Here is a 15,481-nt window from a genome sequence, read left to right on the forward strand (position 1 = left end):
AAGATGGTTATTGTTGCGCGACAAGGTGCAGTTGCGTGCATTCTCGGGGGCTGTAGCCGCCGGCTCACGTTATATTAAAGATACTGATAACAAAAGTTCGCATGAGCGTAAAAAAAGCTTAACAGAGCATCTGTACGATCCTTATCGCTATTTTGCTTCTTACGGTATAGGCAGCTCCCATGAACATTGCGCTCCGCTTCTCGCTCGCCCTGGGTCTCGCGGCCGCCGGTCCGGCCGCGTGGGCAGACGCTACCACGCCCGGCTTCTATCTTGGCGCTGCCGTCGGCAAGGCTTATGCGGACCTCAACAAGGGGGACGTAACCGGTCCTCTGATTGACGTTGGCTTCCCCGTCACCGGATCGTCCGAGGACGATGACGACACCGGCTGGAAGGTTCTAGGCGGGTATCAGGTAAACCGCTACTTCGGGATCGAGGCCTCTTGGGTCGTCCTCGGTGACTACAGCATCAACGCCAATCTTGGCGGGGCGAATCCCGGGCAGGTGAAGTCCGAACTGGACTTGGGTGGGGCCTTCAATCTTGGGGTCACCGCTGGCTACCCATTCACCGATCGACTCAGTGCTTTCGCCAAGCTCGGGGCGGTGTTCTGGGACGCCGATGCCAAGAGCACCGCGAACCTGGCGTCCGGCAGTGCCGCCGCGAAGGACGGCGCTAACGGCAGCGATTTGAGCTTCGGGCTCGGAGTAGCCTATTATTTGACTGACCACATCGCCGTGCGCGGTGACTGGGACCGCTACCAGATCGGTGGCGACGCGGATACCGACGTGAACCTCTGGTCCCTCGCCGTCCAGTACAAATTCTAGGCTCTGAAAAGAACAACAACGGAACAGGCGTCAGGACCTCCAGTGTCAGGATAAATGTCGCCTGCCCCTGTTAACCTTCTTGAGATTGGTTGGGGGAGAGCGGGGCACATTATCCCTCGATATTCACCGTTGGTGAACCACACATCTATAGTGCCTCGATAGCGTCGCCAAGATTGCGTTGAGCCGGCTTGGTCAGCTTATCGAATTGGCGCTTGGCCGCCTTGGTGAAGATGATGTTATAGGCTATGTTCGGCCTTCACGGCTTCCCACGGGATTGTTTCCTCGCCGCCGCGTTCGATCTGAGCCAGCGCCTCGCAGGCGTCTTCTAAGTCTTCAAGCCGTTCGATCAAGGCTTCGTATTCAGCGATCGGTAGCACGACTGAGAGCCGCTTTCCATCCGGGGCGGTTAGCAATTGTGGATGTAGCTCGGGCATGGTGTGAACCTCGATGGGGTGTCAGAGGTCATTTAACGCACGCAGTCACACCGCAAGTTCGCTGCGCAGTGAGACGACGTTGTCGGTGTGCTATTTGGTGCGCCTGAGGATGGTATCCTCGACCTATAGCGTGGTCGGCGTAGGTCCTCGGTCGTGACCTGGGCATAGTGCAAGCTCCTCGTATGGTGCATCAAGTCCTGCCGTAAGGGGGGCTCTGACCTCAACGTTCGCGGTCAGCTCCCGGTCAGCAAATAATTCGACTTGCCGCTTCATTGCGGCTTTTTTGTGCCTGATGGGTCGGCGATGCTGCCGCTCGATTGTTGGGCTGCGCCCGAGCTACGGTGTTCAGCAGCTCGGATATCACCGATCCATCGCCGGAGCACGGCTGTATGATGGGGCTTTTGATCCGAGTTCGCGATCGATCGGTGACGGCTATCCGTCGCCGCGCAACCTGAGACTGACCCATGGCAACGAGTAGCAGGCAGAACCTGGACGGCGCCCGCGCCTCAGCGCCGGACGAAGCGGCGTTCTGGACCGGCAGGACCTTCGACGATTTCTTGTTCCGGTCACAGAAGACGGAGTCGCAAACCCGTCGCACGATCAGCGTCAAATCGCTGCTGACGGCAGAGATCGCGCTGGATCTGCCAATCGTTTCATCGAACATGGACAGCGTCACTGGCGCCGACATGGCGCGAGCCATGGCCATGCACGGAGGCATTGGGGTCGTGCATCGCGGCATCACCGGCATCTTGATCGAGACCGCCAGCGGCTCCAACCTGCTGGCCGGCTTGCTCTCGAACCGGGATACGCCAGTACAGGATGCTGACGCGGATCGAGCGGTCGACGATTTCATGACCCCGTTGTCCCGCTTGGTGACCGGCGCACCGGACATCTCCACCGACGAGGCCGAACGGCTGATGTTCGACCACCGCGTCGAGCGCCTGCCGCTCATCGATGGCGCGAATCGCATCCAGGGGCTGATCACGCGCCGCGACATCAATCTCAACCGCAAACAGCCCGGCGCCAGTAAGGATAGCGCCGGCCACCTGCGCTGCGCTGCAGCGGTCGGCGCCCGCGGCGATTACCTAGAGCGGGCCGCGGCGCTGCTGGAGGCTGGCGCCGATCTGCTGTTCGTCGACATCGCTCACGGTCACTCGGTGATCATGGAGCAGGCGGTTGCCGGGCTGCGGGGCCAGTTTGGCAGCGTGCCGCTGGTGTGCGGCAATGTCGCCACCAGCGGGGGCGCGCGCTTCATGCGCGAGATCGGCGCCGATGCCATTAAGGTCGGCGTCGGCCCCGGCCGCGGCTGCCGCACGCGGCTGGAAACGGCGGCGGGTGTGCCGCAGCTGTAACCTACGAGCGCTGAGCGCTCGCATGTCCTCCGGTTTGAACGCTGGCCTCGATCACGCCGTCAACGTCGTAGTCGGAGGCGCATGGCCATAACCTGTTGTTCTTTCATCCTGGGTAACGACCTTGCCGGGCCTTTCGGAATGTGCTGACCAAAGCCGATGGATGCTTTGTCAGGCGAACTTGCGGGCGTTCTTACGTGATCCCGCCAAAAGGAGTCGAAGACTTCGCTCGCCTCTTGGCTACTTGGTTCCGCAGCCTACCGCTCTATCTCGAACTACCCTGGCTGCGCGTCATCTACGTCTGCTGGAAGTCGCAGCAGTTCGCCGTCTTCCGCGATGGCATCGGTGACCAAGGGTGACCAAGGGTGACCACGGCCTCGACAACCGCGGCAATGCAACTCGTAGCGGGCACTCAGGCACCGGCTTCGGTTGGTGCACAGCGCTCGCCACCCGCTATCGGGCTGAGATTTGGGAATAATTATGTCCGTTCGACACTATATTGCTCCCGCATAGACTCAGTCGCCATTGTGTTGAAACGCTGAACCGAATCTAGTCTAGCATTTTTGACGATGCTGCTATAACCTTTGCATTCGGATTGATTTACGCAATCTTAGGCTCATGATTCTCTCTACCACAGCATGGAAGATTCCAATGCATAAACTCTTGGTCTTAACGATCACAGCATTAATCACGATCAGCTTGTCGGGATGCCTTGCAACGACTGGTGGCACGAATGAACAAACTGGCACAGCGGTCGGAACGGCAGGCGGCGCACTGCTTGGCGGCATCATCGCCAATAATACGGGCAACAACACATTGATGGGTGCACTCATCGGTGGCGCGGTTGGCGGGCTGATCGGCAACCGTATCGGTGCTGCCCTTGACGAGCGAGAGCGCAAGGAGCTCGCGCTAATGACGGAACGCGCTGCGCGGGCGAAAGCCAATCGACCTATCACAACAGAAATTCCGCCAAAGCCGCAAAAGGTTGCGAAGACATCATCGTCTAAATCGAGTTCGTCTTCGGGTAGTTCCTCCAAGTCGAAGGCCGCAACAACAGCAAAGCCAACTAAGCTTACTGTTACGCCTGGCGAGATCTACACCAAGTCTGATGGTCAGCAGTGCCGGAACATATCCCAGGTGGCAGTGAAGGACGGCAAGACCTATAAAGACAGCGCGACCATGTGCAAGTCCGGCTCCGACTGGACCGCAGCCGCAGTCTAGCCCCATACGCATGAAGGCCCCTGAACGGGGCCTTTGCTGGTTAGAAGTTATTAATTTCGTTGATCACGGCGGCATTTGATCCGCCATCACGCTGTTCCGTGAGGAACGCAACTGCATCAGGGTTGATCATCTCAACCTTTTTTAGCGTGGCCTCGTTCCGAGCTACATGTGCAATACGCGCAGGAGAGGCATCCGCCAAGGCGGCCGGCGGCTTGGAGTTAAACTCAGACACCAACTCTTGTTCGTTCTTATCGGACTGAAAGACCAGCGTCACCACATCACGCGCCAGCGTATCGACGCTGAAGACTTCACTTCCAAACTTGGCATTCAGCGGTATGATGACGGCGCTATTGATGGTCTGTGCAAAACTGTCCTGTCCGCCGGCAAAGTTTACCTCGTAAGAGGTCAGCCCATGAGTCGAGTAGTTTCGTAGCGAAACATCCAGAAACGGCCGTAATCCGATCATCTCCTTCTTGAGCAAAACGCCGATATCATAGCTAGGTAGGCCGATCACGCGTAACTCAAACAGATGGCTCGGCTGAACAAGATGGGACTCAAAAAAGTCCTTCGAAAACTCCTGACCAATCATTCGGCCAACATCTTCAAGTGCCTGATCTTCAGTTGGCCAGCTATTGTGCCTGGGTATCTTGTTGTTGAAGTAGATCTCTTCACCGGTATTATTGTTGACGCACTTGACCGTCCAGGAGGTGATCAGATGTTTCTTCAGCCGAATGCCAGAGGAGCTCAATCTGACTTCTCTGACATCGAATCGAACACGCCCGATGATCGAAAAGTCGGCCGCCTTGAGATGCGAAACCGATACTGTGGTCTGTGTCTGATTCGAAAGTGCCGAAGATTCCATCATTTCGGTCTTTAGGGCTTGCGTAACATCTTCTGACCAGACCCGGTATCCAAATGCAGAAATCCGCTCCTTCAATAGGTTCTCGGCGATGTCCGAACGCGTTTGTCGGCTGCCCCGATCAGCATCCTGCGCTAAGACAGCCACTGAGATACGCGGATTGCCATACTCACGAATGTAACTGATGCGGCTTTGGCGCGACATTGTCTTCAGCGCCTCCTCTACGCCGCCTAAATAGACCTCGGCTTTGACCAGCATGTGAACGAATCCGTCCTCACCGAGCCACGGCTTACTCTCTTTTATCACTCGTTTGATCAGGCCCTTGCTTTCACTCAAGACCCGGTCGTTGATCAATACGTAGTTCTCGACAAGGGTGCTGCCCTCGACGAAGACTCCCACCGCCTTTTCGATTGCCTGTCGTCTGGCATCGCGCCGAAGGTCATCGATTAACAGTCCTTTGTCCCGCGCGTAGGTGTCGGCGTTTGGGTCAGCGAGTCCCTCGGCCGTCACGACAATGGTCTCCTGCGCGAAGACGGGGCCTGGTAGAACCAGGGATAGACCGCAAAGTAGATAGATCATCCCTTGCAGGAGCAAGCGCCTTGACCAACCATCTGCCCGCTTGCGCATGCTTGCCATCATCGATTAGCCCCTGAAGCCTGTGTGACATCCTTGCAGATCCCGCACGACCCGGCTGATCCACCTTGCCGTGCGATCAAAGTCCAGCCGTCCGTGGCCAGACCCTCTGACACCCGTCGCTCCAGATCAGCGGAGAAGGTCCACCCCACCACCAGCACCATTGGTATCTCGTGTCTGACCGCCGACGCCACTGGAAACCGGTACGTCAATGATGCCTTCGCGAATCTCAGCGCCGCGACCAACGGTGGCGGCCATTCCGATACCGCCGGTTGGTGCCTCGCGGAAATCATCCACCTGAGCTCCGACGCCTTCGACCTCGATGACCTCGTCGTCGTAGTTCAGCTTCTGGTTGAGAACGTCTTCGACCTGACCAAAACGCAATCGCATCTTTACATAGCCGTTGCCATCCTCGTCCCACCGGTAATCGACGAGGTCTGCACCATAAATGGCTGCCATCATGCGCGCGCGAACATCATCGGACTCCAAGAGGTAGTCGCGCACCGAAGTCTTGCTATCGATCTCGAAGCCAACAATGACCTTGGCGAGCTGTTTGTAAGCATCAAGCTCCGCGGCCCGAAGTGCTTGCAGTGGTCCAGCCATCGCCGGCGTGGACGTCGCGAAACCGAACCGTTTGATGGTCTGGCCACCATAATCAATATTTTTGCCAACGATATTGCTCACCTTGCCTAACTGGATGCTCGCTTCAACTTGACCGATATCCTTGTCCGGGTCATAGACGATATCGGTGTACTCGATTCCCTTGATCGCAGCGGCAGTCTTTGCATCCACCCGGACCTCTTGCGCGATCAGGTCTTCGACACTCTCTCGGCTGCGCACTTTTAGGCCAATAACGCTTTCTACCACGGCTCGTTCTGCGATGACCTTGGCCGCGTTGACGGTCATGAGTTTCTTATTACCTGCGAATGTGTGCACCGAGGCACCGACCAAGGCCGCACCCAGTATGACCAACAATACCTTCTTCATTTTCATATAGACTCCAGACACCTTGCCTCGATCCAATAATGGCCAATCAGGCCTCTCTCACCAGGATTTTAAGACGCTGCCACCACCAAGCGGCGCCATAGAACGCGTAACCGGCGGGTCTGAAAGACCAAAGCTGAGATCGGTCATCGCCGAATCCAGACGCCGTAGGGCAGTCGGCCAAGTCGACGGCGTGGCGCCAGCGCCCAACAAAGGTGCCGGCACTGAGCCAATCGAAATGGTGCTCTGATAATCACCATCGCCAACCAAGGCGGACGGCGAGAAAACCGCCCGATGAAGCCGAGACTTACCATAAAGCGAGTCGTCACTTGCTGCGGAACCGGCTTGCGATTTGACGTCTCCCGCCAGTGGGCTCCATTGGAGCCCATTGAGGCTGTACCGCCTAGTTGGCTCCTGACCGATGACCCAGCCAGAAAACTGATAGCGGCCATCGATGCTTTTCGGCACCACGGCATTGACAAACTCGTTTGCGGTTCGAACTAGACGTTCCGCATTGTCGGCCATTAGCGCGCTGTTTCCGGCAAGATTTACGCCGGCGAATGCAACGGAGCTGATGATGATTAGGCGCAGCCAGAACGTCTTCATCGACGCACTACCACTCGCTGGGCTTCAGTGCCCGTCCACCTCCTGTAAAGACATCTGTCTTTTGATAGGTCGGACGAGTCGGCGTTCGGGTCGATGTCTTGCGGGTACCAGAAGACTTGCAGACCTCGCTTTGGGTGCGTCTCAGACCGTCCTTTGCATCGAGGAAAGCAGGATTGAGGGCTAATGCCTTCTTGAACATACTGACACTCGAGTTACACTTGCCTTGCATCCGGTAGATCTCGCCGAGGTAATAGAACGGAGCAGGATCTGATGGAATAAGTGTGGTCGCTTTGTTCAGATAGGCCTCGGCTGGGCCGTAGTCCCGCTGCTCGAAGTACAGCCGACCCGCAGCTGCCTGGGCCTTGCCGAGACTCGGTTGCACTGCGATTGCGTCAAGATAAGCTTTCAACGCCAGCTGTTTACGACCAGTGGCCTCATAGGCCTGCCCGAGCCCGTAGAAGGCCTCGCCGTACCTCGGATCAAGTCGCACAGCCTCTTGGAAGTTCTCGATTGCGGCACTGAAGTTTTCGCCGAGCAACGCTGAGCGTCCGCGCTGGTAGTAGTCTGACGCAGCACCCGGCCCCGTTGGCACGGTCTGACAGGCGGCGAGGGCGAGTATCATTGGGAGTAGGAGAAGCAGTTTTCGCATCATTGATCTCTCTGTGGTTGCTCAACAGTCACAAAAGGCCATTCTGGTCTTTCGCTGCAAATCGCCAGACTTCGACGCGTCGTAGGGCGGGGACCGGCTTCTCGGTCAGGCCCGCGCTGGTTACACCCTTGGGGTTTATCGCGATTGCGAAGTCCGAGATCGTTGATGGCGTCTTGGAAACGGGTGTTTGTTGTTTCTGGGTCAGCTTTTTAACCCGATTACTCAGGTACGCGTCGAGTTCTTTGATGGTGATGTCGCCGTCTTCGAAGATATCGGCACCTCCGTTCAGGCCTTCTACGAGAGCCTCCGTAAACGCACCGTTCTCCCATGCCGAATTTTCGAGTGAGGCCTGCTGTCCACTCGAGCTGCTGTAAACGATGACGCCGTTCTCCGCTGCTGTCAGGTCATTAACGATGCCATTGATGTCAGCAACGCCGCCCATGAGATTGCCGGAGTGGCAGGTGTCGATGAACGCAACCACCTTCCCGGGCAAAGACGACAGCGATTTTCGAATATCGTATTGAGGCACGGCCGTTCTCGTGATGCGCTCCGGATTAGCATCCCTGGCCAGAAAATAATAATCACCATCGTCATCGTTGACGCCATGTCCAGCAACGAACAACATCGCTACGTCTCGCTCGGTAACTTCCAGATCGAGCCATTCCAAGCCGTCGAGAAAATCATCATGGTCGGGATCGCTGAGTACCTTGACAACGACATCGCCATAGAGCCCGTCGTGCTGCTGCTCGATGACCTGCGCGAAGTCTTCGGCATCCTTGGACGCGTAGCTAAGGTCTTGCAGACGTTCGTCATCATAGTTCGAGACACCGATCGCCAGAACATAGAGCTGAGGCTTGACGCTCGACTCAGCCGCTGTTCCACCGTCCCAATGCAGCTTGATGGTGCTTGGCGGTGAGGTACCGAACTGGTTCTCGGCGACCACAGTGACCGATACATCACGCGCCGGCAGTCGGATCGTCGTCGCTTCCCGCTCGTCGGCTGCCTCCGGTTTATCGGTTTCATCCGCGCCTGCGTTAGCTGGCACTGACGCACTGATCCGCTTCAGCCCGCGCGTCTCGCTGAGTGGCCGGCCATCGACCAGGATCTGCACGCGCTGTTCATGAGCACCGCCCTGGTTGCGAACTAGGTAATGGATGGTGACGCTGTCCTCATTAAAGGGGTCTCCATCGGCGGGCGATAAGATGTCGACGAGTGGGGGCAACGAGTCCGTGACTCGAACACCGGTAATGGAGCGCGCGCCCTTGACATTTGCCGCCGCTACTGCCTCTGACTCATCCAGTGTCATCAGCACGGTCTCGACCACCTTGGGCCGGTAGAAGCGCTGCCGAAACACATTTACCGGGAAGAAATCGGAAGCTTTCACTGAACGAAGCGCCTTGCCGACCACCGTGCCAAGCCGCGGCGGCCCGCCGGGCTGCGCTGAGGCAAGCAAGACGTCCACATCTGTTGATGTCCCGTCGCGTAGGACCAGGAACCTCAGCGAGTCGCCGGCGGCACTGCTGTGCAGCCGTGCGACTAGGTCATCGCGCGAGTTGATTGGGATGTTATCGATCGCTTGGATCACGTCGCCAGCGATCAGCCCGGAAAGATCTGAAGACGACCCCGGAACCACATACTGAATCGCCAGCCCCGGCAGTTCCTCGTAGCGGTTGATTTGCCACCCGATCAAGCGATCGCCCCCGGGGCTTGCGTCATAGTAGCCGCTTGGTGTCCAAGCGACCCATTCGCGGCTGCGCTGATGGATGTAGACCGCCAGCAGCTGTTCCCCGTCGGCATAGCGGTACCACCGCAGGGTGCCGTCACCCAAGGCCGCAACCAAGACCTTGCCGTCCGCGCTGACGTTGACGCCCCATGCAGCGTCTGGCACCGGCTTGATCCAGCGTGGCGTTCCGCTTCGGTCGAACGCACGCAGGTGCCAGCTGGTGCCGAGCACAAAACTTTGCTCATCAGGCGCGATCGCCAAGGCATGCGATTGCTCGTAGGGAGCCAGCGGTAGCGGCTGGCCGTTTAGGGTCGTCCCGGCCGCATGTTTCCAGCTCTTGATCGAAAGGTCGGCTGCCCGGGTGCGAGCGCTGGTCAGCGGGCTGAGGCCGAGCCGCTCCCTGACTCGGCCATCGAAACCGCCCGTACCAAGCCCGACATCGGCGCGCCAGGCGTTGAGTGCTCGTGCAGTCGAGGGACCGTATTGACCATCGGCCGGCCCTGGATCGTAGCCGAGCGCCTGGAGCTCGCGCTGCAGCAGCCAATTCTCGTTGAGCGCGCCTTCCAGTAGACGCCGTTCGTCGAGATCGAGCAAGACCATGGCGTCAGTGCCGTAGCCCAGGCCAACGGACACTCGCCGGGCATCCGCTGATACCTCAAACGCATTGCCGAGCTTGTCACGATAATCAGGCACGGTCCCGCGACGCAGATCGATCTGATTGCCACTGGCACTCAATTTCAGCCAGGCCGGGTAATCGGTGCTCACCAATAAGCCGCCATCATCGAGCGCATCGAGATCGGTCACGATGCTTGCCGTGCCATCCCAGAGGCTTCGCCGCCCGCTGCCCGCAGCGGCCCAGACCAGGATCGGAAACTGTCCGTCGGTTTGGTACCGCCCAGCGGCGAAGAGCCGTTCGCCATCCTTGGACCAACCGACCTTGCTGAGGCCGCCTTTGCCTAGTCCTTGCGTGTTGGGTGCTGGCAGCTCGCTCAGATCGAGCGCCGAGAGCAGTGCAACCCGAGAGGCATCTGCAAAGCCGATCGCAATGCGCTCGGAATCTGGGGAGAAGGCGATACCGAATGGTTCGCTGCCGGCTGACAACTGGACCTTCTGTAGGAGGCCGAAAGAGTCGCCATCATAGAGCCGCACATGCCCATCCAGCGAGGTCGTTACCAGCTGGCCGCTCGCGGAGAACGCACATCCATGACTCGCGCCCTCGTAGGCCTCATCGCTTGCGACTAGCTGCCAATCGTCCACCGACCAGATGCGGACACCGCGACTGCCAAGCGAGGCTGCAAGGTATCGGCCATCGGGCGAGAAACAGAGATGATTGATCACGTCCGGCAGACTGGGGATGAACCCGTCAAGCGCCTTGCTGGTACGATCAAACAGATAGATATGGTAGTTGCCGCGCCCCTCGGTCACGGCCTGGGTGAGACCCCCTGTCGCCAACCAGCGTCCGCCAGGCGAGGCCGCCAAGGCATAGAGTCGCCCTTCATCGCCGGCACCGGCTGGGACGCGGAAGGTCTCCACCAAGCGCCCATCAGCGAGCGACCAGGCTCGTACGGTCTTGTCATCTGAAGCGGTGAAGAAGAAGCCGCCCGGCTCATCCACTGCCAGCGCCCGCACCGATGCGGTATGCATCCCGGTCTCGACGCGCAACAGCGGATCTGCCGAGAGCACCGCAAGTGCAGGGAGGCTCAGCGCCATGAAGATCAAGCCAAACAACACCGTGCACAGTCTTCTAAGGCCAGGGCAATTCATTGATCCATATCCCTTTCACTAAGACATCCGATTCAGCGCAGCACATGATTCGGCAACTTGGCGAGTAGCCAAGCATACTATCAGTGCGCACGCTAGGGTGCTCGTAGAGTCTAGCCACCAATACATGAGGAGGCATTGCGCTTGATCAGTTTGTCGTCATAACCCCATGGCAACTGGGGGCACCTCAGGACGGATTCTGGCACACTAATTCAGGGGCTCGAGCGCCGAGCCAGCAACCTGAATCAGACTCAGCAGGAGCAGGATCGTGATTCGTTTAGATCTCTTTGTTCTCTCTGTCGCGGCCGTCTTTTCTTCGCCCTCTTTTGGCGATTGCGAATCACTCGCGCAAACAATCCAAAAGGCTGCGCGCGCCGGTGATCTCGTCACCATCGGCGATCAAGCATACCGGATCGCAACTGAGCCCGGCTGTCCAGACGCCTACCGTCCGAAGCTGGCGCAAATGGCGGCATATGCCTATCTACGCGTCGTCAACGAACGCGTACGAGCAGGTTCCAGCCTGCCTGAGCAAAAAGGCCTGTTGGTTGAGTCATTGGAGCTTGCTCGGACCTGGCAGGCACTGGCGATGCTCGGTGACATCGAGCACGACCAGAAGCGCTATGAGGAATCCTCCCTCTACTACCAACAGGCCCTTTCGCTGATCAACGACCCAGCCGCAACCGAGACTGAGCCGCCGAAACAAGTCATCGAAACCATCCATAGAAAGGCGTCCGAGGCCCGCATGCTCGCTGATCGTTATGTGTCGACGCCGATTAACCATCGCTCGGGTGCTGCGGAGGGGCTTGCGCTCAGCTCGGTGCGCAGCTTCACCGTGAAGCGCGTCCCTCTTCCAGTGACCTTTGAGAGTGGCTCGACCCAGTTCACTCCTAAAGGCACTGAGGCGGCAGAGGATCTGGCGGCAACGCTTCTACAGCGCGCCACCAGTTCGATCTCCATCATCGGGCATACTGATGACCGGGGCTCCGCGGTGCAAAATCAAGTGCTCTCGCAGCGCCGAGCCGAGGCCGTGGCAGCGTTCTTGCGCAGCCACGGCTATAAGGGCCAGATCATCACCAAGGGTTTGGGCGAATCGGAGCCTGCCATCCTGAGTGACCCTAGCCGCTACAGTCAGGAGGAAATCTGGCAGCTTAATCGTCGCGTTGAACTGGTCTGGCCAGGAGATTCCTAATGCGCTTCTCGATGTGCTCGAGACCTTGGCTGCACTTTTTTCGAGCCAGATGCCTCAATGGCTTCTTACGCCGACTGTCTGGCCAGCGTATGCAGGTTTTGCTGCTCCCGACTTTGTTATGCGCGGGATTTTTTAGCGAGACCCATGCGGATATTCGGGCACTTGTGGTCGGTATTGACGATTATCAGCATGCTAGCCCCTTGCATGGCGCAACCTCGGATGCCGAAGACATCGAGCAGGCTTTGCGTACGATCGGCGTCAAGGACCTGATCAAGAGGCTCGATTCAGCGGCCACGCGTGACCGACTCAGTGCCGACTGGCAGCAGTTGCTCGCCCGCGCCAAGCCAGGCGATATGATCGTTTTTAGCTACGCGGGCCACGGAGCACAGGAGAAAGAGCGGATTCACGGCTCGGAAGAAGACGGCCTAGATGAGGTTTTGCTGCTGTTCGACTTCGATCCCAACGCGCCACCGCCGACAGGTCGCCTCTATGATGACGAGTTGCATGACTGGTTCGTCAAAGCGGACCAGCGCGATGTCGAGGTGCTCTTCCTAGCCGATGCCTGTCATTCCGGAACCCTGACCCGTAGCGTCGACCCGCGCGCTGCAAAGCTCAGTTATCGCAATTACGGCTACGAGATCCCCGACTTCGATCTCGAACCGGTCCCCGACCTTGCAGCAGGTGCCATTGAAGACCTTGACAATGTCACCTTTTTTGCAGCCGCTCAGGAGTATGAAAAAGTGCCCGAGTTCATGCTGTTCGATGCAAACTGGCAACCGGCACAGCGTGGTGCCCTGAGTTGGGCCTTTTCCCGCGCGCTGGAGGGGCCAGCGGACGAAAACGCCGACAAGGTGCTCACCCTCAGCGAACTGAAGCATTTCCTCCGCGCGAACGTCAGGGCCATCGCGAACTCCAGGCAAACTCCGAACCTGCTGCCTGAGGGCAAAGACGATCGATCGCTGCTGCCCGTCGCCAGCCTAGGCCCCAGTGACTCCAGATCCAGCTGGCCGAAGCCGCGCATCAAGGTGCTTGGCAATCCTTTCGCCGTCGAACGTGTCGGCCGGACTTCAGAGCATTTGATCGACGCTACCCCAACAGACATGCCGGATATCACGTTTGACATGGAAAAGCGACAAGCGATCTCGATCGAGGGCGATGTGATTGCGCACAACCTGGATGATCACGATGTGCTAGCCGTCATCGAAAAATGGCAGGCCCTAAAACGGCTTGAATACGAGCGTTACGGAGACCGTCTCAGCACGAAGATCATACCCCACGACGGTATTCACAGACGAGGCGAGGAAGTCAGCTTCTATTTTTCAAAGATTGAGCAGCCCTATTTCGTGCTCTACAGCCTCTCTGGGGATGGAACCCTGTACTTCCATTACCCGCTGGATGGCGATCAGGCAACTATTGATGGATCAAAGCCTTTACAGCTTGGCTTCGAGGTGACCCCACCCTACGGCGCCGACCATATGGTCGCTGTGACCAGTAGTGAACCACTAACCCAACTCATCGAAAGCTTACTTGAGCTAGACGGCACGCAGAGCGCTCGCACTGCCGCTGAAGAAACGCTCGCTGCGATACGTAGTGGGCGCCGACAACTTGGACTGCAAGGCCTCTATACCGCGCCATGAGAACGCGCCTTATTTTAACGCAAGAGCCGACCCTACTAGAATGCGTCTGCGCTAAACGACATTGGGACCGCACTCGTGGGCTGATGCTCGTCGTTTCGCTAATCGCCTGCATCTTTGCGGCCGGACGGGTTGCGGCTGATGAAGCCGAAGACGGTCAGGGGGTTAGCGGAGGCGGCTTGATCTTGCACCAGGAGTCGGCGATGGACGAATTCTGGGACGCGGATGAAACTCTGGCTAACGATGCCGATGATTCTGGAGGCGGCGCCCGGCTTGGCGAGGTCACGGTGTCCGATAGCGTGCTCGAAACCGAAGATGCGGCGCCGGCGGATCTCGATCAGAGTGTAGATCAGAGCCTAACAGAATTGGCGCAAGAGTCCGAGTTATCAGCATCGGCCATCATCAAGCCCAGAATCGCGGTGCTCGCCTTTGAGATCCAAGGTAATCTTGGCATTCCTGATGCGGGGTCGATCATTGCTGAGTGGATGCTCCGCGAACTCGAGAAGAGCCAGGCATTCACCATCACCGAGCGCGCACAGCTGCGTAAGGTCTTGGATGAGCAGGAGCTCCAATCAAGCTACCTGGTCAACCAATCCAGCCAGGCGGCCCGTGTCGGCGAAATGTTGGGAGTCGAGGCGATCGTCGGCGGTACCGTCATTGAATGGGCGGGCGTCATCTCGATCGTAGCGCGGCTGGTCGATACCAGCACTGGTGAAGTTTTAGGAACTGCCGAGGTCAAAACCAAGCATCTCGATCGCATTCCAGACCAAATCAGCCTACTTGCACGCCAAATCGCCATGCCTTACATGACGCTCACCGAAGCTCCCGCTGAGCCTGGGCCGGTCAGCAAGCCAGATTTCCTCTCTGGAAATTCCGCCCAACTGCGACTTGAACTGCTCCCCGGACCGCGTTTCAAGCTTGGCGAAGAGATGCGCTTTCGCGTCACCACGGCACGCGCAGGGCATCTGCTGGTCTTGAACATCGACGTCACCGGCGAGTTGTCGAAGCTCTACCCTTTTCCCTGCTTCAAACAGGGCTGTGAAGATCTGTGGTTGGCGCCTGACAAACCTCTAACCGTACCGTGCTCTTATGACGGCATTCAGCTGCTGGCGAGCGAGCCGCTGGGCCGCGGCTACTTAATAGCCATCTTAACCAAACGGCCAATCACCGCCAAAGACGTTGCATTGATTGCGGCACAGGATGAGGACCAAGCGAGGCTTCGCTGGAGTGAATCCGCACGCCCACCGATTGAGTATTCAGTCGCCACCGTTCCGTATTGGATCACGGAGCGCTGAGTTCCATGCCATTACTCATAAATTTCCCCGACACAGCGTTCAAATAGGGTGCAGCCTTGTAATGATGTCGCCTTGAGGAGTACGCTATAACCTCCTGATGAAGCAGACAGTGAGGTGGTGGTGATGGCGCAAGTGATCCGGCGTTCGGGTGACGAAGTGACAGTCGAGGTGACGGTGCGCCTGAGTGGTAGCCTGCTGGAGATGGAGGAAGCCATTCTGGAGGCGACTAACGCCGTCGGGTGTTGTGCGACCGAGGAGGCCCTTGGGCGCTTTGACACCGACGGCAGCCCGATTCGCGTCGGCGAGACCAAGCTCACCGCCCG

Annotated in this window: 13 protein-coding genes and 1 pseudogene; 8 read left to right on the forward strand and 6 right to left on the reverse strand. The window is 58.2% G+C overall.

Features of this window, described 5'->3' with window-relative positions; genetic code table 11:
- The first annotated feature begins 179 nt into the window (after window positions 1-179).
- On the forward strand, window positions 180-821 hold the full coding sequence (locus tag CKO42_RS20555) for an outer membrane beta-barrel protein (protein ID WP_200248156.1): 642 nt from the start codon (window positions 180-182) through the stop codon (window positions 819-821).
- Window positions 822-1,057: 236 nt separating this feature from the next.
- Here the strand turns inward: CKO42_RS20555 and CKO42_RS20560 are convergent, their stop codons facing one another.
- Window positions 1,058-1,255, reverse strand: a complete 198-nt coding sequence (locus tag CKO42_RS20560) for a hypothetical protein (protein WP_200248158.1) — start codon at window positions 1,253-1,255, stop codon at window positions 1,058-1,060.
- A 464-nt stretch (window positions 1,256-1,719) separates the two neighbouring features.
- On the opposite strand from CKO42_RS20560, the gene CKO42_RS20565 reads away from it, so the two are divergent.
- From CKO42_RS20565 to CKO42_RS20575, 3 genes are all read left to right on the forward strand, one after another.
- Entirely contained in the window at window positions 1,720-2,607 is an 888-nt protein-coding gene (locus CKO42_RS20565) for an IMP dehydrogenase (protein WP_200248160.1), read from the forward strand.
- Window positions 2,608-2,801: 194 nt separating this feature from the next.
- Window positions 2,802-2,963 carry a hypothetical protein gene (locus tag CKO42_RS20570; protein WP_200248162.1) on the forward strand — a complete coding sequence of 54 codons (162 nt, stop codon included), beginning with the start codon at window positions 2,802-2,804 and terminating at the stop codon, window positions 2,961-2,963.
- A 292-nt stretch (window positions 2,964-3,255) separates the two neighbouring features.
- Entirely contained in the window at window positions 3,256-3,825 is a 570-nt protein-coding gene (locus CKO42_RS20575; RefSeq protein ID WP_200248164.1) for a YMGG-like glycine zipper-containing protein, read from the forward strand.
- A gap of 40 nt (window positions 3,826-3,865) precedes the next feature.
- Here the strand turns inward: CKO42_RS20575 and CKO42_RS20580 are convergent, their stop codons facing one another.
- The 5 genes from CKO42_RS20580 to CKO42_RS20600 form a co-directional block, all read right to left on the reverse strand.
- Window positions 3,866-5,311: a hypothetical protein gene (locus CKO42_RS20580; protein ID WP_200248166.1), complete on the reverse strand. Its 1,446-nt coding sequence runs from the start codon at window positions 5,309-5,311 to the stop codon at window positions 3,866-3,868.
- Between the two features lie 135 nt (window positions 5,312-5,446).
- Window positions 5,447-6,310, reverse strand: a complete 864-nt coding sequence (locus CKO42_RS20585; RefSeq protein WP_200248168.1) for a hypothetical protein — start codon at window positions 6,308-6,310, stop codon at window positions 5,447-5,449.
- A gap of 51 nt (window positions 6,311-6,361) precedes the next feature.
- Window positions 6,362-6,907: a hypothetical protein gene (locus CKO42_RS20590; protein WP_200248170.1), complete on the reverse strand. Its 546-nt coding sequence runs from the start codon at window positions 6,905-6,907 to the stop codon at window positions 6,362-6,364.
- 7 nt (window positions 6,908-6,914) lie between these two features.
- Window positions 6,915-7,556 carry a tetratricopeptide repeat protein gene (locus tag CKO42_RS20595; RefSeq protein ID WP_200248183.1) on the reverse strand — a complete coding sequence of 214 codons (642 nt, stop codon included), beginning with the start codon at window positions 7,554-7,556 and terminating at the stop codon, window positions 6,915-6,917.
- Between the two features lie 28 nt (window positions 7,557-7,584).
- Window positions 7,585-10,989, reverse strand: coding sequence for a caspase family protein (locus tag CKO42_RS20600; RefSeq protein ID WP_200248185.1), 3,405 nt, complete (start codon window positions 10,987-10,989; stop codon window positions 7,585-7,587).
- 514 nt (window positions 10,990-11,503) lie between these two features.
- Here CKO42_RS20600 and CKO42_RS20605 point away from each other — a divergent pair.
- The 4 genes and pseudogenes from CKO42_RS20605 to CKO42_RS20620 all read left to right on the forward strand — a co-directional run.
- The gene (locus CKO42_RS20605) at window positions 11,504-12,229 is read left to right on the forward strand and encodes an OmpA family protein (RefSeq protein WP_200248188.1); all 726 of its coding nucleotides are present in this window, start codon (window positions 11,504-11,506) and stop codon (window positions 12,227-12,229) included.
- Window positions 12,229-13,866: a caspase family protein gene (locus CKO42_RS20610; RefSeq protein WP_200248190.1), complete on the forward strand. Its 1,638-nt coding sequence runs from the start codon at window positions 12,229-12,231 to the stop codon at window positions 13,864-13,866. Before CKO42_RS20605 ends, CKO42_RS20610 begins: the two co-directional genes overlap by 1 nt.
- Before the next feature lie 200 nt (window positions 13,867-14,066).
- On the forward strand, window positions 14,067-15,158 hold the full coding sequence (locus CKO42_RS20615) for a CsgG/HfaB family protein (RefSeq protein ID WP_200248193.1): 1,092 nt from the start codon (window positions 14,067-14,069) through the stop codon (window positions 15,156-15,158).
- Window positions 15,159-15,281: 123 nt separating this feature from the next.
- Window positions 15,282-15,481, forward strand: a pseudogene (locus CKO42_RS20620) (hypothetical protein); the annotation flags it as partial.

This window comes from Lamprobacter modestohalophilus, assembly GCF_016583905.1.
GTDB lineage: Bacteria > Pseudomonadota > Gammaproteobacteria > Chromatiales > Chromatiaceae > Lamprobacter > Lamprobacter modestohalophilus.

Bases quoted from the DNA above. Each gene is read 5' to 3' on its own strand.
- CKO42_RS20615 (WP_200248193.1), top strand. From the start codon at position 14,067: ATGGACGAATTCTGGGACGCGGATGAAACTCTGGCTAACGATGCCGAT.
- CKO42_RS20610 (WP_200248190.1), top strand. From the start codon at position 12,229: ATGCGCTTCTCGATGTGCTCGAGACCTTGGCTGCACTTTTTTCGAGCC.
- CKO42_RS20595 (WP_200248183.1), bottom strand. From the start codon at position 7,556: ATGCGAAAACTGCTTCTCCTACTCCCAATGATACTCGCCCTCGCCGCC.
- CKO42_RS20590 (WP_200248170.1), bottom strand. From the start codon at position 6,907: ATGAAGACGTTCTGGCTGCGCCTAATCATCATCAGCTCCGTTGCATTC.
- CKO42_RS20605 (WP_200248188.1), top strand. From the start codon at position 11,504: ATGGCGGCATATGCCTATCTACGCGTCGTCAACGAACGCGTACGAGCA.
- CKO42_RS20575 (WP_200248164.1), top strand. From the start codon at position 3,256: ATGCATAAACTCTTGGTCTTAACGATCACAGCATTAATCACGATCAGC.
- CKO42_RS20580 (WP_200248166.1), bottom strand. From the start codon at position 5,311: ATGCGCAAGCGGGCAGATGGTTGGTCAAGGCGCTTGCTCCTGCAAGGG.
- CKO42_RS20560 (WP_200248158.1), bottom strand. From the start codon at position 1,255: ATGCCCGAGCTACATCCACAATTGCTAACCGCCCCGGATGGAAAGCGG.
- CKO42_RS20585 (WP_200248168.1), bottom strand. From the start codon at position 6,310: ATGAAAATGAAGAAGGTATTGTTGGTCATACTGGGTGCGGCCTTGGTC.
- CKO42_RS20555 (WP_200248156.1), top strand. From the start codon at position 180: ATGAACATTGCGCTCCGCTTCTCGCTCGCCCTGGGTCTCGCGGCCGCC.
- CKO42_RS20565 (WP_200248160.1), top strand. From the start codon at position 1,720: ATGGCAACGAGTAGCAGGCAGAACCTGGACGGCGCCCGCGCCTCAGCG.
- CKO42_RS20600 (WP_200248185.1), bottom strand. From the start codon at position 10,989: ATGGCGCTGAGCCTCCCTGCACTTGCGGTGCTCTCGGCAGATCCGCTG.